Here is a 23,476-nt window from a genome sequence, read left to right as displayed (position 1 = left end):
CCATGTGTGGCATTGTCGCTGCCGTTGCCGCGCGCAACGTTGTACCTGTTCTGATTGAAGGCCTGCTGCGTCTGGAATATCGCGGCTATGATTCAGCTGGCTTGGCGCTGCTTAACCCCACGCTCACGCGCTTGCGCAGTGTGGGACGGGTGGCAGAGCTCGCAACGCAGGCGGCAGACCAAGTGGCTCATCTGGGCATTGCGCATACCCGCTGGGCCACGCATGGCGTGCCCAGCGAGCGCAACGCACATCCGCATGTTTCGGCGAGCCTGGCGGTGGTGCACAACGGCATTATCGAAAACTATGCCGAACTACGCGACGCGCTCATGGCGGAAGGCTACGTCTTTACTTCGGATACCGATACCGAGGTGATCGCCCATCTCATTCAGCAGATACGGCAAACCACGCCAGATTTATTTGCGGCGGTTCAACTGGCGACGGCTCGTCTGACAGGGGCTTATGCCATTGCGGTGCTTAGGCAAGGTGAGGATCGGATCATCGTTGCTCGTCATGGCGCGCCCCTGCTGCTTGGGGTGGGTAAGGATGGCCACTATGCTGCATCGGATGCGGCAGCGTTGTTGCAAGTCACACGGCAGATCATCTACCTTGAGGATGGCGACTGCGCGGAGCTTACGCGCGATACACTCAAAATAGTCGGCGCTGGTGGTACGGTAGTGGCGCGTGCCGTGACGCAAAGCAGCTTGTCTGCCGATGCGGTTGAGCTGGGTGACTATCAGCATTACATGCAAAAAGAAATTTTCGAGCAACCGCAAGCCCTCGCGGCAACGCTGGAAATGATCAGCGGCGCGCAAACCTTTACGCCTAATTTATTTGGCGTCGCCGCGCCTGAATTGCTGGCCGGAGTGCAATCCGTACTCATTCTGGCGTGCGGCACCAGCTATCATTCCGGTTTGGTGGCGCGGTACTGGATAGAGCAGTTAGCGGGCGTGCCGTGCACCGTTGAAATTGCCAGCGAATATCGCTATCGGGTGTCCGTACCTAACCCGGATCAACTGGTTGTTGCGATCTCTCAGTCAGGTGAAACGGCCGATACGCTGGCCTCTGTTCGGCATGCCAAGGCGCAAGGCATGCAGCGCACGCTGGCGATCTGCAATGTGCCCGAATCCGCGATTGTTCGCGAGTGTGCACTGCGCTTTTTGACGCGGGCTGGTCCTGAAATCGGCGTGGCATCAACCAAGGCGTTTACCACGCAGTTAGCCGCGTTGTTTTTGCTGGCGGCTACGCTTGCCAAGCAGGTCGGCCGACTGACGCCAGCGGTGGAAGCGCAGCACCTGAATGCCTTGCGCCACCTGCCCGTGGCAGTGCAAAAAGTGCTGGCAGGCGAAGCGGATATCAAGGCATGGGCGGCTCATTTTGCCAACAAGCATCACGCCCTTTTTCTGGGCCGTGGCCAGCATTACCCCATCGCGCTGGAAGGCGCGCTAAAGCTCAAGGAAATCTCTTATATCCACGCCGAAGGCTACCCCGCAGGCGAGCTAAAGCACGGCCCGCTGGCGCTGGTGGATAAAGACATGCCCGTGATCAGCATTGCGCCCAATGACGCCTTGCTCGAAAAATTAAAATCCAATTTGAAAGAAGTCGCCGCGCGTGGTGGCGAGCTGTATGTGTTTGCCGATGCGGATTCAGCCGTGGAAGAAGAACCAGGCGTGCATGTGCTGCGTTTGCCTGAGCACTATGGATTACTCAGTCCCGTGCTGCATGTTGTGCCACTGCAATTGCTGTCGTATCACGTCGCGCTGGTGAAAGGCACGGATGTCGATAAGCCACGTAATCTCGCCAAATCGGTGACGGTGGAGTAAGGCGACGGATGAAGTAGCAGCGAGTGTTGTTTGTTATCGCATGCCCATAGATAGACAACCAGATTGAAATTCCGCAGTCATTCATGGCCATGTGCATCCTGCCTGGCCATAGCCACCCAGTGCGCATCAAGAGATTGTCCTTGCTCGATATGAGCAGTGCGAAGATATGGCCTGTATGCTGACCGAGCATGCGCAAACCTTGGCATTGAAGGAAAACTGTTCCGAGTGCGAAGTGCTTGTGCGCTGTCTTCAAGGCTTAACCGCCGCTGCCTCGGACTTCACTGGCAAAGAAGCCGAGTGGGTCATTTGTCGACTCGCGGAACTGATGGGATGGACGCCGCCGGAGATAACTCCTTGAACATCCTCAGCCCGCTTTTTAATGATGGGTAGCGTGAAACCTCACCATGATGTCTAGTGACTGGTCAGCTTGCGCCGTAGCCGGAAGCTGGTTCCATCGACGAGGGTGATCAGCAACAGCATCGCGATGATTACGGTGGCAGCCTGCTGCATTTGAAACAAGGAAAGATGGTATTTCAGCATCTGCCCCAATCCACCGGCTCCAACGATCCCAAGGATGGCTGCGGCACGTATGTTGTTCTCCCAGCGATACAGCGTGTAGGACATCAGTTGCGGCAAAATTTGCGGTAACGCTGCGTAAAAGAAGGCGGCCATCGGTTTCGCCCCGTTAATGCGCAGGGTGGCTTCAGGCGCAGTCGGCAGGTTTTCAAGCGCATCGGCGAACAGGCGGCCAAGCACCCCGGTGGTGTGCACTGCCAGCGCCAGCGTGCCTGCAAATGGCCCCAGTCCGGCGGCTATCAGTAAGATGAGAGCCCAGACCAGTTCGGGTATCGAGCGCAAGATATTGAGCGCCAGACGAATCATCAAGCGGGTCGTTGCGCCGAACCTGCTGCTGGCGGGCAGTGCCAGTGCGATACCGCATACGAATGCGATGCCTGTCCCCAATGCCGACATGGACAGCGTCTCCAGTGTGCCCTGTGCAACTTTTACCAGGAAATGCCAAGCCAGTTCAGGCGGCGCAAAGCCACGTAGAAACTCCACGCTGGAACGCACTGCATCGACAGTGAAAAGCTCACGCCACTGGATGGCCAGTGAATAAAAACTGGTGCAGATGAGCGTCAAAAGCCCAACCAGAAACGCCATGGTGGCAGGCTTGATAATTGGCGGCGGAGCGGGGCGGCGTTGATGCATATCAGCTCAGGCGCTTGCGCAGAAAAGTACTGACTAGATCGGCGCAAGCCACCAGCAGCACGAAAATAATCAGCATGGTGGATACCTCATCGCCCGCCAGCATTTTCATCGATTCGTCCATGCGCTGGCCGATGCCGCCTGCCCCAACGAAGCCCATGACCACTGAGCCGCGGATCGCGCACTCCCAGCGAAAGGTGGTATAGGACACCAATTCGGAAGCCGATGCCGGCAAGACGCCATAAAACAAGGCGGCCAGTCGGCCGCTACCATTCTTCAACAGTGACTGGGTCGCATGCGCTTCCGAAGACTCAAGAATCTCTGCGTAAACTTTGCCGAGCATGCCACTGTATGTCAGGGCAATAGCCAATACGCCGGCCGTCGGCCCCAGGCCAAGGATGCGTACCAGGAGCAATGCCCAAACCAGCTCTGGCACGCTGCGCAACAACACCAGCAACCAGCGAGCCCCTTGCCTGACTACGGCACTGGCCAAACGCATCCGGTCGGATTCCAAACGTGAGATCGACAATGATTCTGTCGCCAGCAGGGTGAGCGGAATCGCACCCAGCAGTGCCAGCGTCAGCCCTGCTGTGGCGATAGCGATGGTTTGCCAGGTGTCTTGCATAAGCAGCACTAAAAAATCTTTGGAATGTGCCGGTGGAAAAAAGCTGGCAAGAAAGTGCCAGGTAGCGCCCAGACTTTGTGCATCGAGCAATATCCACGGTTTGAATTCACTCGCAATCAGCAGCGGCCACAACAGGATCAAGGCAATAAGCGACGCGGTGATACGGCCTCGCCAGGCGGGATCGGGATGGCGTGAGATAGCAGCGTTAACAACCATGCTCATTGCGTATCAGCAGGATGAAGGCACAGACCAATGAGCATCTTCCGGAGAAATAGGTTCGGTATGTTTAACGTTTTGGTAAAGCGCCGCGAGCATCTTTTCCGTCACCTCTCTCCGCGGGGCATCAAAAACGAGTCGTCCATCGGAGAGACCAACGATGCGCGGAAAATGGCCGAGTGCCAGCTCGACTTGATGCAGGCTGCAAACCAGTGTGGCGTTGCGGCTGGCAGCTTCCTGTTGCACTACGGCCAGCGTTTGCAGCGCTAGCGTTGGGTCAAGCGCAGAGAGTGGCTCATCCACCAGAAAGGCATCGGCTTGTGACACCAGCAAGCGGGCCATTCCGCAACGCTGGCGTTCGCCTTCTGACAAGCGATCCACCCGCGCATATAACTTGTCCTGAAGATTGAAGCGCGCCAGCGCATCATAAGCAGCATCGGGTTCCCTGGGTTTGATCAGTGAGGTGATCGCCTGCCAGAAACTCCACTGCGGCAGGCATCCGGCCAGAACGGCTGTCACCACCCGTTGGCGTGGGGGAAGTGGTGGTATCTGCGGAGCAAGAAACAACCGTGCGCGAAGTGCATGACGCTCGGCATGCTGCATTGCCCACGGCTGCAAACCGAAAATGGAGAACTCACCACCGGATTCAGGCCGATGGGCGCAGGCCAAGGTGTGCAGTAAAGTCGTCTTGCCCGCGCCGGACGGGCCGATCAACGCGACCTGCTCTCCCTGCTTGATCGACAAATTGACATCGATCAAGGCATGAAATGAATCACTGCGCGTAGCCGAGGCATGGTGCACGCTGATGGCGCGTAATACGAACGACATACTTACTTCAGCAAACCTGCGCTACGCGCTGCGGTTTCTATCGCGCTGTAATTTTCGGCCTTGGTCGGGATGAAGCGTGTGGCACGTTGCAGATCAAGAATCTCCTTGTCGTGCGGATCGCTCTTGTCCAGCGCAAGGAATGCGTTCGCCAACTTCGCGCGCAATGCCGGGGGCATATCAGCGCGCACTGTCCAGTTGTAGTCGTAATAGCCTGGGGTGGTGTAGAACACATGAACGACATTGGCATTCACCTTGCCTTGCGATAACAGTCGCTCCCATACGGAGATGTTCAATGCGCCTGCGTCCACCTTGCCACCTGCCACCGCAGCAACCGTTGCATCATGCGCGCCGGAAAAAGCGATGCGCTTCATATCGGTTTCCGGATTGATATTGGCTGCCAGCAAAAAGGAACGGGGCATCAAATGACCGGAGGTGGAAGATTCCGAGCCGAAAGTAAATGTCTTACCCTTCAGGTCTTGCAGCTTCGTGATGTCATGGCGCGTGGTGATAAAAACTGACTTGAATTTTTCATCCTCCTCACGCTGTACCAGCGGGATCACCTGATTGTTGCTGCGGATCTTGGCTTGCACAAAAGTGAATCCACCAAACCAGACCAGATCCAGTTTGTTGTTGACCAGCCCTTCAACCGATGCTGCGTAATCGGTAACGGGTGTGAACGCCACCTTCATCCCCAGCTTCTTTTCCAGATACTCGCCCAGCGGTTTGAACTTTCGCTGCAACTCAGTCGGCGATTCATCGGGGATTGCGGACACGCGCAAAACCGGTTGCGCCAAGGACAGGCTGGCTGACAACAGTGCTATTGAGGCGAGCACAGTTGCAAAGAGTGATTTGATATTTTTTGCAGATGTAAGATAAATCATTGCGGCCCTTTATGAAAAAATGGGCGCGGTCAGGCTCTGCGAGGAAAGACAGACATGACGATATGCCACACATGGTTTATGTGTGGAAAAAGCTTCAACCACTCGACAGTTAGAGTACGGCGGTAAAGCTTCGCACCTCATAGGATCTGCTGACCTGCACACTGGCAGCGCGTTGATACGGTACATTCCATCGCATCTGGTTTATGTCAGCTACACGCGGGCCGTCTGACCCGATTCACTTAACAAACCCAATGAAAAGGCGTTACGGCGAGCCAACAATAAATAGATACGACAGCGAGGGGGAGCTTAACAGAAGAGGTGCCGTGAAACGCTATGACTCATCCCATTTCCAATAGCGCTGGCAAACGCACGGTTGATTCCACGACGCCTACTCCCCGCCAGTAGCGGATATTAGAATTTATTGAAATTCAGCCCTTTTCGGATAAGCTCCCCTGAGCTGGATCGCCGATCTATGGCCCGCATCAGTCAGTAAAAAAAAGTAAAAACCACCATGACTCCAACACCCAAACCCCGTCTGACCATGCTCAAGGGCTTGCTGCCTTTTCTGGCACCTTATCGCACACGCTTTGTGCTGGCCGCCATTGCCCTCGTGGTGGCGGCTAGCGCGACGCTGGCGATTCCTTACGCCTTCAAGCAGATGATCGATCTTGGTTTCGGTGCCTCTGGCATACAAAGCCGCGCCCACATCGATCTGTATTTTCTCGCCCTGTTCGGTGTTGCCTGCGTGATGGCAGTAGCCACGGCGGCACGCTTTTATGCGGTCTCCTGGCTTGGCGAGCGAGTCACGGCCGACATCCGTGCCGCAGTCTATGGCCACGTGCTGAAGCAAAGCCCGCAGTTTTTCGAGACCACCCGCACGGGCGACGTGCTGTCGCGGCTGACTGCCGACACGACGCTGATCCAGACGGTCGTCGGTACCAGCATCTCCATGGGTCTGCGCAATCTATTGCTGTTCATCGGCGGCCTGACCATGATGATGGTCACCAGTTTCAAGCTATCAATCATCATCATTGTCATGCTGGTTGCAGTGGTGTTGCCTATCGTTTTCTTCGGCCGCCGCGTGCGCAAGTTATCGCGCGATTCACAAGACCGCGTCGCCGATGCCTCCGCCCTGGCCGGCGAAGTGCTCAATGCCATGCCCACGGTGCAAGCCTTCACGCAAGAAGCCCGGGAGAGCGCCCGTTTCGGCGCTTCAGTGAACACGGCTTTTGATACCGCCATCCGTCGCATCCGCGCCCGCTCGCTGCTGACGGTGATTGCCATTCTGCTGGTGTTCGGCGCCATCGTCTTTGTGCTGTGGCTGGGTGCGCATGCGGTGATCGAGGGACGCATGACGGGCGGCGATCTGAGCCAGTTCGTTCTTTACTCCGCGCTGGTTGCCGGCGCCATTGGCGGGCTGTCGGAGGTGCTGGGCGACGTGCAGCGTGCCGCCGGCGCCACTGAGCGGCTACTTGAACTGCTCGCCGCCGAGTCACCCATCCAATCGCCAGACATTCCCCGCACGCTGCCGCCACCAACCGGCCAGGGCGCCTCCCTCACTCTGGAAGACGTAACCTTCCACTATCCATCGCGCCCGCTCACCATGGCGCTGGATCATGTTTCGATCGCTATCCGCCCCGGCGAGACCATCGCCGTAGTCGGCCCCTCGGGCGCTGGCAAAACCACATTGTTTCAGTTATTGCTGCGCTTCTATGACCCGCAGCAGGGACGCATCACTCTCGATGGCGTCGACATCCGTGAGCTGGCCCTGACCGAGCTGCGCAATGCCACCGGCATCGTGCCGCAAGACAGCGTGACCTTCTCCGCCAACGCGCTGGAAAACATCCGCTATGGCAAACCCGGCGCCAGCGATGACGAAGTGATCGCCGCTGCGCGCCTGGCGGCAGCGCACGAGTTCATCGAGAAGCTGCCCGGGGGCTACCAGAGTTTTCTCGGCGAACGCGGCGTGCGCCTTTCCGGCGGCCAGCGCCAGCGTATCGCCATCGCCCGCGCCATGCTGAAAAACCCGCCGCTACTGCTGCTCGACGAAGCCACGAGCGCGCTGGATGCCGAATCGGAGCGATTGGTGCAGGGCGCGCTGGAAGCCGCCATGCAAGGCCGCACCACGCTGATCATCGCCCATCGCCTGGCCACCGTGCAACGCGCCGACCGCATCATCGTCATGGAAGAAGGCCGCATTGTCGAAACCGGCACTCATGCGGATTTAGTGGCGAAGGGTGGGCTTTACGCGCATCTGGCTGCGCTGCAATTCCACGCGATGGCTTAGTGATGGTTTAGCGGCTGAATGCCGGTGAGTGCACCATAGCGGGTACTATCCGCCTTCCCGCCATCAAGAGCCGCCATCGCCGAATGCAAAAAGAAGTTAAAGAGAAGCCCCGGTATGCCGTCGTGGCAGCCGTGCAGCTGCCGAGCGTGAGCGACGTTGAGTTTGAAGCGTCACTGACCGAGCTGCGCGAGCTCGCCAAGACGCTGGGATTTACCGTCACCCGCACGTTCATGCAGAAGCGTTCCGGTTTCGACTCGACAGCCTATCTGGGGGTTGGCGGAGATACGCCGCTTTGTTAACAACGAACCGGCGCCAGACCACGAGTCAGCGCACGGCGACGCGGGGAGCGGGGTTGCCACCGACTTTGCCACCGATGCTGCCACCATGAATACCGCTGAGCCCCTCGAGGTCATCTTCGTCGACCATGGAATTTCACCCTCGCAGGCGCGCAACCTCGAAAAGGAGATCGGCTGCCAAGTGATGGACCACACCCTGGTCATCCTCGAGATATTCCACCGCAACGCGTGCTCCCGCGCCGCACGCGCGCAGGTGGAGATCGCGCGCCTCGGCTACATGGCGCCGCGCCTGCGCGAAGCGGCCAAGCAAGACGCAGCGGAATCGACGACAAGGGCGCCAAGGACAACAAGGGGGACTCGCCAGCGTGGCGCTCGTCGGCTACACCAACGCGGGCAAGTCCACCCTGATGCGCGCACTCACCGGCAGCGAAGTACTGGTCGCCAACAAACTCTTCGCCACGCTCGACACCATCGTGCGCGCCCTCCACCCCGAGAGCGTGCCGCGCGTGCTGGTCAGCGACACGGTGGGTTTCATCAAGAACCTGCCGCACGGGCTGGTCGCCTCGTTCAAATCAACGTTGGATGAGGCGCTGGATGCATTGCTCCTGCGCCACGTCATCGACGCCAGCGACCCCGGGTTTGAACGCCAGCTTCTTCCCTGGTCGGCACAGCAACTGCGCGGCGAAATATTCGCGCGCTGTGAAGTGCTGGCCGAGTGCGCCGACGATGCGGGTGCATTCTTCCGCGTCCGTGGCGAACAAGTCACTGTGAATAGTTTGCGCGAGCAGCTCATGGTATGTGCAAAATAACGCACCTGACAAAAAGTCGGCGCTGGTGACACGGCGGCACGCGTGGTTTATTGCCTTTTGGCTACAGTCTGCCGTTCGTAAAGCACACCTGCACTGTTGAGTATAGGCTTCAAGCCACCATGAGACAGTCAGAAGGTCGGGATGATGGTCGCTCTCCTGCTTCATGGCTCGAAAAGGCTCACGATCCAACGGCAATGATATTCCCGTCACCGTTTCACCCGCTTTAAGTCCTCTGCCGGTTTAAATGTGCTATTGTAAAAAGACTATTGGGAGATAACAAATGACTACTTTGGCTGTATCTGTTACGGAGTTCAAAGCGCGTTGTCTGGATGTCATTCGTCAAGTCGAACAAGGCAGCACCACGGTAGATTTGACGCGACACGGCAAAGTCGTTGCGCGCTTGGTGCCAACGCCATCCGCTGTACAGGGCGTATCGGCGTGGTTGCGTTTGCGCGGTCGAGGGCAGCTGGCGGGCGCACCCGAGGAGTCCGTGTTCGACTCAAGCGATTTCGAGGCAATGCACGAGACCTTGCGCTGATAGTCATAGTGCAATGGCCTCGATTCTGATTGATACGCATATCTGGCTCTGGTGGCTATTGGGTCAGTCAGAGTTATCAGCTGGCGAACGCACCGCCCTTGATGCGCTTGCCACTGCCGGAACACCGCCCGGGCTTGCCGCCATCAGCCTTTGGGAAGCGCAAATGCTCGCCAGCAAAGGGCGGTTGCAACTGGATTGCCCGATCACGCAGTGGTTGCCGCTGGCGGCGGCTCCTGAGACGGTCAGTATTGTGCCGCTTGATGTGAATGTGATTGTCGCGCTCGATGCCCTGCCAACTAGTTTTCATGGCGACCCTGCAGATCGCATCATCGTTGCCACCGCTCGCGCTTACGGTTTGCCGCTGGCAACCCGTGACAGCAACATCCGCCGATCACGCACGGTAAAACTCTGGAAACCGTGAATCCAGCGCCGTTCGCCCTCTACGCCTGAATGAAAGTCGGCGCTGGCAAGACGGCGATTGTGACGATGAATCGAGGGCAAATTGCCGTGACAATGCCGTCGGGGAGGGTCGATCCGGAGTTAGTAAAAGCGATGCTGCCCCGGTGGTATCTTGATCATGCCAGGGAAGTGTTTAACAGGGTGCTAGATCAATATCTGTCTTTCTTCAAGGGGCACCAGCGGCCACGTCTGATTGTGCGGGCAATGCAGTCGCGCTGGGGCAGCCTGTCGCCGGCCGGTACGATGACGCTAAATGCCAATCTCATTCGTGCACCTCGAGCATGCATCGAGTATGTGGTGGCCCATGAACTGTGCGACCTCAAGCACCGCAATCACGACGCTAGTTTTTTTCGTCTGTTTGGGCAGGTGATGTTGGATTGGGAGAAACGTAAACAGCGGTTGGAAACAGCTCTTTTATGAGTTACGGGGCTTTTCTAGGGATCAATGATCGCTTTGGTTGATAACCGGTCGATTTAAGGCGCGTGACACTGCCCGACAGACCACGTCTCAATATGGATATCGAGTCTTTTAGTAGCTATTTAAGCGGCTATTTTCCTTGCGGGCGCATGTGGCTTAGTGCGCTGACTTAAATAACCAGCCCTCAGGGACTAGCTATCAGGCGTTGAGTTTTTCTGGGGGAACATCAGCCCGCGTCGAGCGCACATTGCGCGGCCAATTTGTTCGAGCGCTGCTTCACTTAACAGGCGAGCGGCCATCGGGAGCAACACGTCTTCTTCACGCTGAATATGCTGCTCATAGTGAGCAATCCAAGTCTCAACATCACGGGCGGTGAGCGGTGCATTGTCCCCATTGACGATTTGCATCAACCTATCGCGCAGCGGAATCCAGCCAGTTTCCAAAGCATGGTGATCGGCTTGCAACGCTGCGGTGATTTCATGCAGGCAAACCGCGTCCGAGCCTGCCATGGATTCGATGAGCGCCGGGAAAAGATCTTCTTCCTCATCTTGATGGTGCTGTTTGCCGGAGGTCTCGAAGTAACGTATCACTTGTGCGGCGGCTGCACGGGCTTCCACATTCGCGCCGTGGGTGGCTAAATGCGGTGGCAGACGTTGCAGGGTGGCGCATTGATGACGAATCCGCTCGTGACAGGCGGCAAGCATTTCCAAAGGGGACTCTGGCCCTGCGGCGGGTATTGAAAATCCGGGAAAGGGTTTGTTCATGGCGGGGTGGTTATTTATTCGTTGCTGCTGACGCAGGTTTGCTTTCATTGGCGGGCGCAAGCTCTGCCAGGCGTGCGCGCAGTGTGCGCTCAGCCAGATAACGTGCGGTGCTATCGCGGGCGGTGGCCAGCACGCCCATGAGTTGATCGGTGTCGTCCTTGATCAGGCTAAAACGCATGTCGACATAGCCCTTGCTGCCGTCTTTATGCAGGAAGCGGGTGGTCATCACCTGGTCGCCCAAAGACATCCGGCCGGCTGCTACCGCTTTATGAAAGCCGATCCAATGTGCTTGGCGAAGGTGTTCGGGGATAATGATGTCCAGCGATTGGCCGATGACGTCCTTGGCTGAAAAACCGAAAACAAGCTCAGCTCCATGGTTCCATAACTGGATGCATCCTTCAAGATCAGAAAGAATAAAGGCATCGGCGGTTTGCTCGATCATCGCTTGATATAAGTTCATAGGGCTTATGAAACATCCGCAAGTTAAAAAGTCGGTGCTGGTGATACGGGACAAGGCGCGGTGTGCAGCGCAGACCACTATTCTAGGCACCCTGGACAACAGATTGTAAGGGGATGCTTGGTTTAGAATAAGCCGCATGAACCAGACCGCTCCCAAATTGGCACAGACGCCTTATAAGCCCTCGCGCCAGATACGCTTTGTCACGGCGACATCGTTATTCGATGGCCATGACGCATCGATCAACATCATGCGGCGCATTCTGCAAGCGACGGGGGTTGAGGTTATTCATCTTGGGCATAATCGTTCCGTCGACGAGATCGTGACCGCAGCTTTGCAAGAAGACGCGCACGGCATTGCCGTATCGTCTTATCAAGGTGGGCATGTCGAGTTTTTCAAGTACATGATCGATTTGCTCAAAGCACGTGGTGGCGAGAACATCCAGGTGTTTGGCGGTGGCGGTGGGGTGATTGTGCCCGCAGAGATTCAAGCGCTGCACGCCTATGGTGTGACGCATTTATATTCTGTTGAAGAAGGCCAAGCGTTTGGCTTGCAAGGCATGATCAATGACATGGTGACGCGCTGTGATGCGGTAATCGCTCAGTCTGCGCCGCCCAATTGGCCCGCACTCGAAAGTGGTGATCGGCGGGTGTTAAGTCAAACCATTACGGCGCTAGAAAACGGCGCATGGTCGGTGCAAGACAAGCAAGTTTTATGGGACAAAGCCGCCGCAAAATCGAGTAGCAATCCAACGCCGACTTTAGGGATTACCGGCACTGGTGGCGCGGGGAAAAGTTCGCTAACGGATGAACTGATCCGCCGCTTTCGATTGGATCAACAGGATCGTTTGCAAATCGCGGTCATTTCAATCGACCCTTCGCGCAAGCGGACGGGTGGGGCGTTGCTGGGTGACCGCATTCGCATGAATGCGATTCAGCATCCGAATATCTACATGCGATCGCTGGCGACCCGTAATTTCGAAAGCAATAGCGGCAGCGAGATTTCTCGCGCGCTGCCAGATACCCTTGCTGCTTGCAAGGTCGCTGGCTTTGACTTGATCATTGTGGAGACTTCCGGCATCGGCCAGGGGGATGCAGCCATTGTGCCGCTGGTCGATTGTTCCCTGTATGTGATGACGCCGGAGTTCGGTGCAGCTTCTCAATTGGAAAAAATCGACATGCTCGATTTTGCGGATTTTGTTGCCATCAACAAGTTTGATCGCAAGGGTGCTGAAGATGCGCTGCGCGATGTGCGCAAGCAGTATCAACGCAACCACGAACGCTTTACTGAAAAAACCGAGGATATGCCGGTGTTTGGCACCATGGCGGCTCGCTTTAATGATGATGGCGTCACGGCTTTGTATCAGGCGCTGGTTCCGCGTCTGGTGAAGCATGGCTTGGCGCTTGCTCCCGGCGTGTTGCCCGCAGTGACGGTGAAAAACTCTTCTGCCAGCCGGGCGATTGTGCCGCCGGAGCGCGTGCGCTATCTTGCGGAAATTGCGGAGTGCGTGCGTGGCTATCATCGGTATGTGCGGGCGCAAGCGCAGATTGCCCATGAGCGGCAGGCATTAACCACGGCAAAAAATATTTTTCTGCAGCACAAGAAAAATGCCACTGATTTTGATGAGCTGATTGCTGAAAAAAACAACCAGCTTGCACCAGAAGTTCGCACGTTATTGGCAACATGGCCAGACACCAAAGCCGCTTATGCGGGTGACGAATACGTGGTGAAAGTTCGTCAGAAAGCGCAGCGAACCTCCCTGGTCAGTGAAACCCTTTCAGGCAGCAAAATCCGCAAAGTGGCGTTGCCGCGGTTTGAGGATGAAGGCGAATTGCTCAAGTTCCTGATGCTTGAAAATGTGCCGGGTGCATTTCCGTATACCGCGGGTGTTTTTGCCTTCAAGCGGGAAAACGAAGATCCAACCCGCATGTTCGCGGGCGAAGGGGATGCCTTCCGCACGAACCGCCGCTTTCACCGGCTATCGGATGGCATGCCCGCCAAACGGTTGTCCACGGCGTTCGATTCGGTTACGCTGTATGGATGCGACCCGGATCTGCGCCCGGACATTTACGGCAAAGTAGGCAATTCCGGCGTCTCTATTGCCACGCTGGATGATTTGAAAGTGCTGTATTCAGGATTTGATCTGTGCGATCCGGCAACCTCGGTGTCGATGACCATCAACGGCCCGGCACCGATGATTCTGGCGATGTTTCTGAATGCGGCGATTGACCAGCAAGTAGAAAAATTCCGCGAGAAAAATGGCAGAGAGCCGAGCGCGGATGAAGCGCATTCATTGCGGGAATTTGCCTTTGCTAATGTGCGCGGTACAGTGCAGGCGGATATTCTCAAGGAAGATCAGGGTCAGAATACCTGCATTTTTTCGACAGAATTTGCGCTCAAGATGATGGGCGATATTCAAGCGTTTTTTGTCAAACATCAGGTGCGCAACTTTTATTCGGTATCCATTTCCGGCTATCACATCGCGGAGGCGGGTGCGAATCCGATTACACAACTCGCATTTACCTTGGCCAACGGGTTTACCTTTGTCGAAGCGTATCTGGCGCGCGGTATGTCCATCGATGAGTTTGCGCCTAACTTAAGTTTCTTTTTCAGCAACGGCATGGACCCGGAGTATGCCGTTATCGGCCGTGTCGCTCGCCGTATCTGGGCGGTGGCGATGAAAAATCGGTATGGCGCGAATGAGCGTAGTCAGAAGATGAAATATCACATCCAGACTTCCGGCCGCTCGCTGCATGCGCAGGAAATGGATTTCAATGATATCCGCACAACGCTACAGGCGCTGATTGCCATCTACGATAATTGCAACAGCCTGCATACCAATGCGTACGATGAAGCAATAACAACACCTACCGAAGCCTCGGTGCGGCGGGCGATGGCGATACAACTGATCATCAATCGTGAGTGGGGTTTGGCGAAAAACGAGAACCCGAACCAGGGTGCTTTTATCATCGACGAATTGACCGACCTGGTAGAAGAAGCGGTATTAAAAGAGTTTGAAGCCCTGGCTTCACGAGGCGGTGTCCTGGGGGCCATGGAAACGGGGTATCAGCGGGGCAAGATTCAAGAAGAGTCGATGTATTACGAACACCGGAAGCATGATGGTTCCTATCCGATTATCGGCGTTAACACCTTTCTTAATCCCCGTGCTGCCGGCGCGCAAGGTGAGATCGAACTGGCACGATCTACTGAGCATGAAAAGCAGTCACAGTTGCAGCGCTTGGCAGCGTTTCATGCGACCCATGCGGATACGTCTCAAGCGTGGATTGCGCGCTTGCGCGAGGCTGTGATCAAGGATGAAAACGTGTTTGAGGTTCTCATGGATGCAGTACGCCATTGTTCCCTCGGGCAAATTTCAAACACACTGTATGAGGTCGGCGGTCAATATCGACGCAATATGTAATTCGCATAGCGATACAAAAATTTAACTCACGCAAAGGTAACAGGCAATGACAATCAAGAAAGTCGGCATTATCGGTGCCGGAACCATGGGTAATGGTATCGCGCAAACTTGTGCGATGTCGGGTTTTGCAGCGGTGATGCTGGATATCAATGAGGCGGCGTTACAAAAAGGCCTGGCAACCATCACGAACAGTCTGGATCGACTGATCAAAAAAGAAAAAATTAGCGAAGAGCAAAAATCTGCTGCGCTCGCCCTCATCAAGACAACAACCGGCATGGCCGATATGAGCGGCGTGGATATCGTGATTGAAGCGGCCACAGAGAACGAGGGTTTGAAGCTCAAGATCATCAAGGATGTGGAGCGTGTCATCGGTCCCAATGCACTCATTGCCAGTAATACCTCCTCTATCTCGATTACCCATATGGCCGCGGCAACGGCGCGCCCGGATAAATTTATCGGCTTGCATTTTTTCAACCCGGTGCCAGTAATGACTTTGGTGGAAATTATTCGTGGTTTGCAAACCTCGGATGAAACCCATGCGCGCGTTGAAGCCTTGGCGCAGGCACTGGGAAAGTATCCCATCACGGTTAAAAATAATCCTGGCTTCGTGGTCAATCGCATTCTTTGCCCGATGATCAATGAAGCTATTTTTGTCCTCTCAGAAGGCTTGGCCACGGCCGAAGCGATTGATGAAGGCATGAAGCTCGGCTGTAACCATCCGATTGGCCCTTTGGCGTTGGCAGATATGGTCGGGCTGGATACCTTGCTTGCCGTGATGCAGGTGTTCTACGAAGGCTTTGATGATTCCAAATATCGCCCGGCGCCCTTGCTCAAAGAAATGGTCGGCGCGGGCTATTTGGGCCGCAAGAGCGGGCGTGGGTTCTACATCTATAGCTGATGCGATGAAAGTCGGCTCTGATGAAGCAACTGATGAGACAACTGCACAGCAAGAAGGGGCAGGACAGAACCCTGCCCGCTTCGCTGTGGATGCGCTACAAGGCGGTCGAGCAAAAAACGCTCTGATAAAGCCCCGGCGCAGCAGGACGGTCGAGCAAAGTACGCTCTCCTCGTCGCTGCGGATCCTCGCCGTAGCGGATGGTGATACGCCGAGCGGGCCGTTGGCTGGTTTGCGTGTCCTTGATCTCACCCGGTTGTTACCGGGCCCGATGGCCACGTTGCATCTGGCAGATCAAGGCGCTGAGGTCATCAAGATTGAAGACACGGGGCTGGGCGACTATGCGCGCACCATGGGCCCGGGTGCGGCCCAAGCGAGCGCAGAAGGAAAAGACAGCCCCTTTTTTCGCATGCTTAATCGCAACAAGAAAAGTCTGCGGCTAGATCTTAAACAGCCGGCTGGGGTACAGGTTTTTTTGCGTTTGGCAGCAGAAGCCGATGTCATTTTTGAAAGTTTTCGCCCTGGCGTGGTTGACCGCCTGGGTATCGGTTATGAAGCCGTGCGCGCGATTAATCCGCGGATTGTGTATTGCGCCATTACGGGTTACGGACAAACCGGGCCATGGGCGCACTATGCCGGGCATGACATTAATTTTATTGCAATGTCTGGTTTGCTTGATCAAATAGGCACGCCGGGGAGTGCCCCTGCAATGCCCGATTTTCAGATTGGTGATCTGCTCGGCGGGTGCCTCACATCGCTGGTGGGCGTGCTCACTGCCGTCATGGGCGCTAAAGCCACTGGCCGGGGTAGCCACGTGGATGTGGCTATGGCCGATGCGATATTGGCGCACTCGGTGTTTCCTTTGCTGGCGACGCAGACACCTGACGGGTTGGCGCCTCGCGGTGAAGGCGAGATGACAGGTGCATCACCTGGCTACGCGGTGTACCCGACAGCTGATGATCGTTATCTCGCGGTCGGTGCGATTGAGTCCAAGTTCTGGCAAACGCTGTGCACCGCGCTAGGCTTACCTGAGCTGGCGACGACAGATATGACGAATGCGGCAGAAATGAAACATGCCCGTGAAGCACTTGCGATGGTGATTAAAACACAACCGCTTGCATACTGGAAAAAGACGCTGGTTCCGCTGGATTGTTGCGTCACGCCCGTATTGCGCCTTGATGAAGCAGTCAATCACCCGCAGTTCATTGCGCGGCAAATCATCGTGAATGAGACAGGGTTGACTCAGTGCGCCCCGCCCTTCAAGTTGTCCCACTGGCCGCAGACTGAAAGGCGACCCGCTGCAACGGCGGGGGCGGATAGCGCGGCTGTACTGCAAGCGGTTGGATATTCTGCCGATGAAATTGAAACCCTGCGCCGTGATGGTGTGATTTAGGGTTTAGCCGCGCAGCTTAGGCTCGTTTAGATTTTGTGGTGGATTTGGCAGCGGGTTTATCCGATGCCTGCGCTGCTTGCGCTGCGTCAGTCGCGGGATTCGAAGTGGCTGCGGCCGACTGCATCAAGTTCCATGGCCACAGCGTAGCCAGATTCGGGTTAGTCAACGGATTTTCACCGGCCTCCGCCGACCCGGCAGACTGGTTCATTGCTTGTAGTGCAGTCAGTGTGGCGCGCTGAATTTCAAGTCCTTGAATGGTCATCTGAAGCATACTGAGATTGGTTTTCAGCCAGCCCTCAACGGCTTTGAGGTCGGTGATGCGCTTTTCCAGCTCATCCGTATCCAGCGTTGGTGTCACCAGTCCTGGCAGCGGCATGCCCGCGCTACCCCAAAGTGACTTTAAAAATTCCATCGGATCCATCGGATTATTAGGTAGCGTGCTCATGAGATTTCTCCTCAGGTGTGATGCGCCATCTTACCGTAGCGTGCTGGCGTTGGTGGATGGACAAAATGTGGGACGATTGCATGACACTAGCGCGTGGCAAGAAAAGTCGGCGCTGGTGATACGGCGCGAAGCAAGTTCATTTTGGAGACGGCAGAATTTTCCCCGGGTTAAGAATGTTGTTCGGATCTAACGCCTGTTTAATGGCACGCATGACATCAATCGCCACCACGCCGTGCTCGGGGATGAGATAGTCGCGCTTGCCAAGCCCAATGCCATGTTCGCCCGTCGATGTGCCATCCATGCTGATCGCGCGGTGCGCCAGGCGGGTGGCGAAGTCGTGCGCGCGGGTGATTTCATCCGGATTGTTCGGGTCGATGAGGAGCACGACGTGAAAGTTTCCGTCGCCGACATGGCCAACAATGGGGCTGGGAATAGGACTGGGGAGATTGATCGCTGCAATGTCCGCGATCGTCTCGGCGATGCATTCAGCTAGTCGAGAAATAGGCACGCACACATCGGTGGATAAAGCCCGAGCCCCAGGTTTTAAGCCCAGCGCCGCCCAGAGCGCATCGTGCCGCGCCTGCCAGAGACGGCTGCGGTCTTCAGGGCGTGTGGCCCAATCAAAATCTTTTCCACCGTGCGTTTTGGCAATGTCTGCCACCAGCGTCGTCTGTTCTTGAACGCTAGCGGGGGAGCCATGAAATTCAAAAAATAACGTGGGCTCTTCTCGCAGGCTGGTTTTGCTATAGCGGTTGAGCGCTGAAATGGCTAACGCATCAAGTAATTCCATGCGGGCGACGGGCACCCCCACTTGTATTGTCTGAATCACCGTATTGACGGCGGCAACAATGCTGGGGAAGGTGCACACTGCACTGGCAATGGCTTCTGGCAGGGGATGCAAGCGCACAGTGAGCTCGGTGATGAGGCCTAAGGTTCCTTCAGAACCGACCATAAGGCGCGTCAAGTCGTAGCCGGCGGAAGATTTGCGTGCGCGGCCACCTGTTTTGAGTATGCGCCCGTCAGCAAGTACCACGGTCATCCCCAGCACGTTCTCACGCATGGTGCCATAGCGCACGGCGTTTGTGCCGGAGGCGCGGGTCGCTGCCATGCCACCTAAGCTCGCATCTGCGCCGGGGTCAATCGGGAAGAACAAACCCGTACCATTGAGCCATTCATTGAGTTTCTTGCGGGTAACGCCACACTGCACGGTGGCATCCATGTCTTCAGCGCGCACTGCAACAACGTTGTTGAGTGCAGAAAGATCAATGCAAACACCCCCTTGCACCGCGAGAATATGCCCTTCGAGCGAGGTCCCTGTGCCATAAGCAATGACGGGCGTTCGGTAGGCGTTGCAACACATGAGCGTTGCAGCAACCTCTTCGGTGGATTCAGCGAATACAACGGCATCGGGGGGCATGGGCGGATGGGATGATTCATCCTTGCCATGGTGAAGCCGCACCGCCTCTGCAACCGAGAAACGGGAGCCAAAACGAACGGTTAGTTCATCAACGAGGCCTTGAGGTAGGTTTCGCGAGTGATGTTGTGTATCCATAATGCCTCCCGAATTTTTCAGATATTTGTGGAAGTTTATGCCGTAACGGGGCCCCGATTATGAGGTAATGAATCACCAGATGAGAAATGAATGTTGACGCCGCCGCAAAATTTGAAGATAATTCGCGGTTACGCTGGAGGGGTTCCCGAGCGGTCAAAGGGATCAGACTGTAAATCTGACGGCTCTGCCTTCGAAGGTTCGAATCCTTCCCCCTCCACCAGCAGTAGCTGAGAAGAGTGAATTTTTTATTTATTCATTTGTCTCGCAAGGCAGTATGTAGGGTGTGTAAGTATGTTTAATTAAGTGAAAGTTAAGTGGGCGGCGGTAGTTTAATGGTAGAACCTCAGCCTTCCAAGCTGATGACGCGGGTTCGATTCCCGCTCGCCGCTCCAGATTGTAAGAGGCAAGTTTCGCCCATGTGGCTCAGTGGTAGAGCACTCCCTTGGTAAGGGAGAGGTCACGTGTTCGATCCACGTCATGGGCACCATTTTTTGAATTTTATTGACTCTTTGTTGAGGTAACTGACATGGCAAAAGGCAAGTTTGAGCGAACGAAACCGCACGTCAATGTGGGGACGATTGGACACGTTGATCACGGCAAGACCACATTAACGGCGGCGATCACGACGATCCTGTCGGCCAAATTTGGCGGCGAAGCAAAAGCCTACGACCAAATTGACGCCGCACCGGAAGAAAAAGCGCGGGGCATCACCATCAACACCGCGCACGTCGAGTATGAAACAGCGAACCGTCACTACGCCCACGTTGACTGCCCGGGCCACGCCGACTATGTAAAAAACATGATCACCGGCGCCGCCCAGATGGATGGCGCCATCCTCGTCGTCTCGGCTGCCGACGGCCCCATGCCCCAAACCCGCGAGCACATCCTGCTGGCGCGTCAGGTAGGCGTTCCCTTCATCATCGTCTTCATGAACAAATGCGACATGGTCGATGACGCCGAACTGCTCGAACTCGTCGAAATGGAAGTCCGTGAATTGCTCAGCAAGTACGACTTCCCGGGCGATGACGTTCCCATCATCAAAGGTTCTGCCCTGAAAGCACTCGAAGGCGACAAAGGCCCGTTGGGCGAAGAAGCCATTCTCAAGCTTGCAGAAGCCCTGGACAGCTACATTCCCACCCCCGAGCGTGCGATTGACAAACCCTTCCTGTTGCCCATCGAAGACGTCTTTTCCATCTCCGGCCGTGGCACCGTTGTCACCGGTCGTGTTGAGCGTGGCATCGTCAAAGTGGGCGAAGAAATTGAAATCATCGGCATTCGCCCCACCGTCAAGACCACCTGCACGGGCGTCGAAATGTTCCGTAAGCTGCTCGACCAGGGCCAGGCGGGTGACAATGTGGGCGTATTGCTCCGCGGCACGAAGCGCGAAGAAATCGAGCGTGGGCAAGTGCTCGCCAAGCCAGGTTCGATCAACCCGCACACCCACTTCACCTCCGAGGTCTATATTCTCTCGAAAGATGAAGGCGGTCGTCACACGCCGTTCTTCAATGGCTACCGCCCCCAGTTCTACTTCCGCACGACGGATGTCACTGGTGCGATTGAATTACCCGCAGGCACGGAAATGGTCATGCCGGGTGACAACATTGCCATGACGGTCAAGCTGATCGCGCCTATTGCGATGGAAGAAGGTTTGCGTTTCGCCATCCGTGAAGGCGGTCGTACCGTCGGCGCAGGTGTTGTGGCGAAGGTTATTGAGTAAGTTTAGGTGTTTTTTTGAGGGCGGCACTCCGGTAACGGGGTGTCGCTTTTATGGTTTCTGTTACAGGGGTGTAGCTCAATTGGCAGAGCGGCGGTCTCCAAAACCGCAGGTTGGGGGTTCGATTCCCTCCGCCCCTGCCACTTCGATTTTGTTTCACTAACTGACGTGGTTTAAATGGCCGACAAACTTAAGTTTACGCTGGCGCTTTTGCTTTTGGTATCAGGCGTGGCTGGTTTTTATTATCTTGGCGAACAGCCAATGATCGTGCGGGTGCTCGCTGTGCTTGCAGGCATTGGGGCGGGTGTTGCGGTGGCCTGGTTTACCGTGCCGGGACGGCGTTTTGTGGGTTTCAGTCGTGAAGCCATTGTTGAAACCGAAAAGGTTGTTTGGCCTACACGTCGCGAAACCATTCAGGTCACGGGCATTGTCTTTAGTTTTGTGCTGGTGATGGCGGTCGTGTTGTGGACGACTGACAAAAGCCTTGAGTGGGTACTTTACGATCTTATCCTGGGCTGGAAAAAATAATGACCAAACGTTGGTATGTAGTGCACGCTTATTCCGGGTTTGAGAAGTCTGTGCAGCGTGCGCTCATTGAGCGGATTACGCGTGCAAATATGCAGGATAAGTTTGGCCAGGTGCTTGTGCCTGTAGAAGAAGTTATTGAAATGAAGAACGGGCAAAAAAGAGTGTCCGAGCGGAAGTTTTTTCCTGGGTATGTGCTGGTCGAAATGGACATGGATGATGATTCATGGCATTTAGTAAAAAGTACCGCCAAGGTGACTGGCTTTATTGGTGGCACTGCAATGCAGCCAACACCGATTTCTGAAAAGGAAGTCGCAAAGATTATGCAGCAAGTTCAGGATGGTGTTGAAAAGCCGCGTCCGAAGGTGTTGTTTGAGATAGGTGAGATGGTGCGAATCAAAGAAGGCCCATTCACTGACTTCAATGGCAACGTTGAAGGGGTAAATTACGAAAAAAGTCGGCTGCATGTTTCGGTCACTATTTTCGGTCGTTCCACACCTGTCGAGCTTGATTTTGCGCAGGTTGAAAAGGTTTAACTAGTTTTTGACTGTGTTTTGACTGCGCCGCGGTAGTCATGTGTTTCACTTTAGCGGCAACGAGGAGCGCAAGTAGGAATTCCGAACGTGCGTTAAAACTCATTTAGTAAAGGAGCCATCATGGCAAAGAAGATCGTCGGTTACATCAAGCTGCAGGTGCCTGCAGGCAAAGCTAATCCATCACCACCCATTGGCCCGGCACTAGGTCAGCGCGGGTTGAACATCATGGAGTTCTGTAAGGCATTCAATGCGCAAACACAGGGCTTAGAGCCTGGTCTGCCTATCCCGGTTGTTATTACCGCGTTTGCTGACAAGAGTTTTACTTTTGTCATGAAGACACCGCCTGCAACCATTCTGATCAAGAAAGCAGCCGGCGTACAAAAGGGCTCACCAACGCCACATACCGATAAAGTCGGCTCAATTACCAAAGCGCAAGCTGAAGAAATTGCCAAGGCAAAAATGCCTGATCTTACGGCGGCAGATCTTGAAGCTGCGGTCCGAACAATTGCGGGTTCTGCCCGCAGTATGGGCATCACCGTGGAGGGTCTCTGATCATGGCTAAGCTTTCTAAACGCGCTCAGGCTATCCGCGCAAAAATAGATCCGAACAAAACCTATGTGCTGGGCGATGCCTTAAGTCTGGTTAAAGATTGCGCAAACGCCAAGTTTGATGAATCCATCGATATTTCAGTGAACCTCGGGATTGATGCCAAAAAATCTGATCAAGTGGTGCGTGGTTCGGTCGTTCTCCCGGCGGGAACAGGTAAAACTGTTCGCGTCGCAGTGTTTGCTCAGGGTGATAAGGCCGAGGCCGCTAAAGCGGCTGGGGCTGATGTGGTCGGTTTTGACGACCTGGCGGCCGATGTCAAAGCGGGCAACATGAATTTTGATATCGTCATCGCCACACCTGATGCAATGCGAGTTGTCGGCGCGTTAGGTCAAATCCTTGGCCCCCGCGGCCTGATGCCGAATCCGAAAGTTGGTACTGTCACGATGGATGTGGCGACTGCAGTGAAAAATGCCAAGGCGGGTCAAGTCCAATATCGGACAGACAAGTCGGGCATTATTCACTGTACGCTGGGCCGTGCATCATTCAGTGTCGAAGCTTTGCAGCAGAACTGTGTCGCACTGATCGACGCGCTGCAAAAGGCGCGGCCAAATGGATCAAAAGGACAATATTTAAAGAAGGTATCGTTATCCAGCACCATGGGTGTCGGGGTTCGAATTGAGCAGTCCAGCATTGGAGTTCTGGGCTAAAAAGACTTTGGGCTGCTGCATCCGCTAGGTTTGGGGTGCGGCAGGTTATCAAAGACCGCAGGTGTCCATGCGGACTTAAGCGGTAGCAACAGCCCATCGTTGCTGCAGCCTGCGCAGATGGCGTCACCCGATGACA

22 protein-coding genes, 4 tRNA genes and 1 pseudogene are annotated in these 23,476 nt (G+C 55.5%); 19 read left to right on the top strand and 8 right to left on the bottom strand.

Annotated features, from left to right (window positions below):
- Positions 1 to 2: 2 nt before the first annotated feature.
- Together glmS and PG1C_RS12955 are read left to right on the top strand one after the other, a co-directional pair.
- Positions 3 to 1,820 carry a glutamine--fructose-6-phosphate transaminase (isomerizing) gene (gene glmS / locus PG1C_RS12960; protein ID WP_202635155.1) on the top strand — a complete coding sequence of 606 codons (1,818 nt, stop codon included), beginning with the start codon at positions 3 to 5 and terminating at the stop codon, positions 1,818 to 1,820.
- Between the two features lie 166 nt (positions 1,821 to 1,986).
- A complete protein-coding gene (locus PG1C_RS12955) occupies positions 1,987 to 2,178 on the top strand; it encodes a hypothetical protein (RefSeq protein ID WP_202635154.1) in 192 nt (63 codons plus the stop codon).
- A 53-nt stretch (positions 2,179 to 2,231) separates the two neighbouring features.
- Here the strand turns inward: PG1C_RS12955 and phnE are convergent, their stop codons facing one another.
- The 4 genes from phnE to PG1C_RS12935 are packed head-to-tail and all read right to left on the bottom strand — an operon-like array spanning position 2,232 to position 5,576.
- Positions 2,232 to 3,029: a phosphonate ABC transporter, permease protein PhnE gene (phnE, locus tag PG1C_RS12950; RefSeq protein WP_202635153.1), complete on the bottom strand. Its 798-nt coding sequence runs from the start codon at positions 3,027 to 3,029 to the stop codon at positions 2,232 to 2,234.
- 1 nt (position 3,030) lies between these two features.
- Positions 3,031 to 3,873, bottom strand: coding sequence for a PhnE/PtxC family ABC transporter permease (locus tag PG1C_RS12945; RefSeq protein ID WP_237218192.1), 843 nt, complete (start codon positions 3,871 to 3,873; stop codon positions 3,031 to 3,033).
- A gap of 6 nt (positions 3,874 to 3,879) precedes the next feature.
- Complete coding sequence (locus PG1C_RS12940; RefSeq protein ID WP_202635152.1) at positions 3,880 to 4,695, bottom strand: phosphonate ABC transporter ATP-binding protein; 816 nt, start codon at positions 4,693 to 4,695, stop codon at positions 3,880 to 3,882.
- Between the two features lie 2 nt (positions 4,696 to 4,697).
- Positions 4,698 to 5,576, bottom strand: coding sequence for a putative selenate ABC transporter substrate-binding protein (locus PG1C_RS12935; RefSeq protein ID WP_202635151.1), 879 nt, complete (start codon positions 5,574 to 5,576; stop codon positions 4,698 to 4,700).
- Positions 5,577 to 6,087: 511 nt separating this feature from the next.
- Here PG1C_RS12935 and PG1C_RS12930 point away from each other — a divergent pair.
- The 5 genes and pseudogenes from PG1C_RS12930 to PG1C_RS12910 all read left to right on the top strand — a co-directional run bounded on the left by PG1C_RS12930 (position 6,088) and on the right by PG1C_RS12910 (position 10,385).
- Positions 6,088 to 7,863, top strand: coding sequence for an ABC transporter transmembrane domain-containing protein (locus tag PG1C_RS12930; protein WP_202635150.1), 1,776 nt, complete (start codon positions 6,088 to 6,090; stop codon positions 7,861 to 7,863).
- Between the two features lie 83 nt (positions 7,864 to 7,946).
- A pseudogene (locus tag PG1C_RS12925) lies at positions 7,947 to 8,968 on the top strand (HflX GTPase family protein).
- Positions 8,969 to 9,248: 280 nt separating this feature from the next.
- Positions 9,249 to 9,506 (top strand): type II toxin-antitoxin system Phd/YefM family antitoxin, encoded by a 258-nt coding sequence (locus PG1C_RS12920; RefSeq protein ID WP_202635149.1) that lies wholly within the window; start codon positions 9,249 to 9,251, stop codon positions 9,504 to 9,506.
- A 13-nt stretch (positions 9,507 to 9,519) separates the two neighbouring features.
- Positions 9,520 to 9,927 carry a type II toxin-antitoxin system VapC family toxin gene (locus PG1C_RS12915; RefSeq protein WP_202635148.1) on the top strand — a complete coding sequence of 136 codons (408 nt, stop codon included), beginning with the start codon at positions 9,520 to 9,522 and terminating at the stop codon, positions 9,925 to 9,927.
- A 29-nt stretch (positions 9,928 to 9,956) separates the two neighbouring features.
- Positions 9,957 to 10,385 carry a M48 family metallopeptidase gene (locus PG1C_RS12910; RefSeq protein WP_202635147.1) on the top strand — a complete coding sequence of 143 codons (429 nt, stop codon included), beginning with the start codon at positions 9,957 to 9,959 and terminating at the stop codon, positions 10,383 to 10,385.
- A 188-nt stretch (positions 10,386 to 10,573) separates the two neighbouring features.
- Here the strand turns inward: PG1C_RS12910 and PG1C_RS12905 are convergent, their stop codons facing one another.
- Both PG1C_RS12905 and PG1C_RS12900 read right to left on the bottom strand, forming a co-directional pair.
- Entirely contained in the window at positions 10,574 to 11,146 is a 573-nt protein-coding gene (locus PG1C_RS12905; protein WP_202635146.1) for a hemerythrin domain-containing protein, read from the bottom strand.
- Positions 11,147 to 11,156: 10 nt separating this feature from the next.
- On the bottom strand, positions 11,157 to 11,606 hold the full coding sequence (locus PG1C_RS12900) for a PAS domain-containing protein (RefSeq protein ID WP_202635145.1): 450 nt from the start codon (positions 11,604 to 11,606) through the stop codon (positions 11,157 to 11,159).
- Between the two features lie 136 nt (positions 11,607 to 11,742).
- Here PG1C_RS12900 and icmF point away from each other — a divergent pair, with 136 nt between their 5' ends.
- The 3 genes from icmF to PG1C_RS12885 are packed head-to-tail and all read left to right on the top strand — an operon-like array spanning position 11,743 to position 17,312.
- Entirely contained in the window at positions 11,743 to 15,024 is a 3,282-nt protein-coding gene (gene icmF / locus PG1C_RS12895; protein WP_202635144.1) for a fused isobutyryl-CoA mutase/GTPase IcmF, read from the top strand.
- A 46-nt stretch (positions 15,025 to 15,070) separates the two neighbouring features.
- On the top strand, positions 15,071 to 15,922 hold the full coding sequence (locus PG1C_RS12890) for a 3-hydroxybutyryl-CoA dehydrogenase (RefSeq protein WP_202635143.1): 852 nt from the start codon (positions 15,071 to 15,073) through the stop codon (positions 15,920 to 15,922).
- 4 nt (positions 15,923 to 15,926) lie between these two features.
- Positions 15,927 to 17,312, top strand: a complete 1,386-nt coding sequence (locus PG1C_RS12885) for a CaiB/BaiF CoA transferase family protein (protein ID WP_202635142.1) — start codon at positions 15,927 to 15,929, stop codon at positions 17,310 to 17,312.
- 16 nt (positions 17,313 to 17,328) lie between these two features.
- Here the strand turns inward: PG1C_RS12885 and PG1C_RS12880 are convergent, their stop codons facing one another.
- Together PG1C_RS12880 and PG1C_RS12875 are read right to left on the bottom strand one after the other, a co-directional pair.
- Positions 17,329 to 17,757, bottom strand: a complete 429-nt coding sequence (locus tag PG1C_RS12880; RefSeq protein WP_202635141.1) for a PhaM family polyhydroxyalkanoate granule multifunctional regulatory protein — start codon at positions 17,755 to 17,757, stop codon at positions 17,329 to 17,331.
- Positions 17,758 to 17,893: 136 nt separating this feature from the next.
- Positions 17,894 to 19,309 carry an FAD-linked oxidase C-terminal domain-containing protein gene (locus PG1C_RS12875; RefSeq protein WP_202635140.1) on the bottom strand — a complete coding sequence of 472 codons (1,416 nt, stop codon included), beginning with the start codon at positions 19,307 to 19,309 and terminating at the stop codon, positions 17,894 to 17,896.
- Positions 19,310 to 19,444: 135 nt separating this feature from the next.
- On the opposite strand from PG1C_RS12875, the gene PG1C_RS12870 reads away from it, so the two are divergent.
- The 9 genes from PG1C_RS12870 (at position 19,445) to rplA (ending at position 23,340) form a co-directional block, all read left to right on the top strand.
- A tRNA-Tyr gene (locus PG1C_RS12870) sits at positions 19,445 to 19,529 on the top strand.
- A 98-nt stretch (positions 19,530 to 19,627) separates the two neighbouring features.
- Positions 19,628 to 19,701: transfer RNA gene (locus tag PG1C_RS12865), tRNA-Gly, on the top strand.
- Between the two features lie 20 nt (positions 19,702 to 19,721).
- Positions 19,722 to 19,796: transfer RNA gene (locus PG1C_RS12860), tRNA-Thr, on the top strand.
- Positions 19,797 to 19,835: 39 nt separating this feature from the next.
- Entirely contained in the window at positions 19,836 to 21,026 is a 1,191-nt protein-coding gene (gene tuf / locus PG1C_RS12855; protein ID WP_202635128.1) for an elongation factor Tu, read from the top strand.
- A 64-nt stretch (positions 21,027 to 21,090) separates the two neighbouring features.
- A tRNA-Trp gene (locus tag PG1C_RS12850) sits at positions 21,091 to 21,166 on the top strand.
- A gap of 34 nt (positions 21,167 to 21,200) precedes the next feature.
- Positions 21,201 to 21,551, top strand: coding sequence for a preprotein translocase subunit SecE (secE, locus tag PG1C_RS12845; protein ID WP_202635139.1), 351 nt, complete (start codon positions 21,201 to 21,203; stop codon positions 21,549 to 21,551).
- Positions 21,551 to 22,084, top strand: a complete 534-nt coding sequence (gene nusG, locus PG1C_RS12840) for a transcription termination/antitermination protein NusG (protein ID WP_202635138.1) — start codon at positions 21,551 to 21,553, stop codon at positions 22,082 to 22,084. The genes secE and nusG overlap by 1 nt, the downstream gene beginning before the upstream one ends.
- Positions 22,085 to 22,204: 120 nt before the next feature.
- Positions 22,205 to 22,636 carry a 50S ribosomal protein L11 gene (gene rplK / locus PG1C_RS12835; protein ID WP_202635137.1) on the top strand — a complete coding sequence of 144 codons (432 nt, stop codon included), beginning with the start codon at positions 22,205 to 22,207 and terminating at the stop codon, positions 22,634 to 22,636.
- Positions 22,637 to 22,638: 2 nt separating this feature from the next.
- Positions 22,639 to 23,340, top strand: coding sequence for a 50S ribosomal protein L1 (rplA, locus tag PG1C_RS12830; protein ID WP_202635136.1), 702 nt, complete (start codon positions 22,639 to 22,641; stop codon positions 23,338 to 23,340).
- The last annotated feature ends 136 nt before the right edge of the window (positions 23,341 to 23,476 follow it).

Source organism: Rugosibacter aromaticivorans (assembly GCF_000934545.1).
GTDB classification, from domain to species: Bacteria; Pseudomonadota; Gammaproteobacteria; order Burkholderiales; family Rhodocyclaceae; genus Rugosibacter; species Rugosibacter aromaticivorans.
This window is presented reverse-complemented; position numbering and strand designations above follow the sequence as displayed.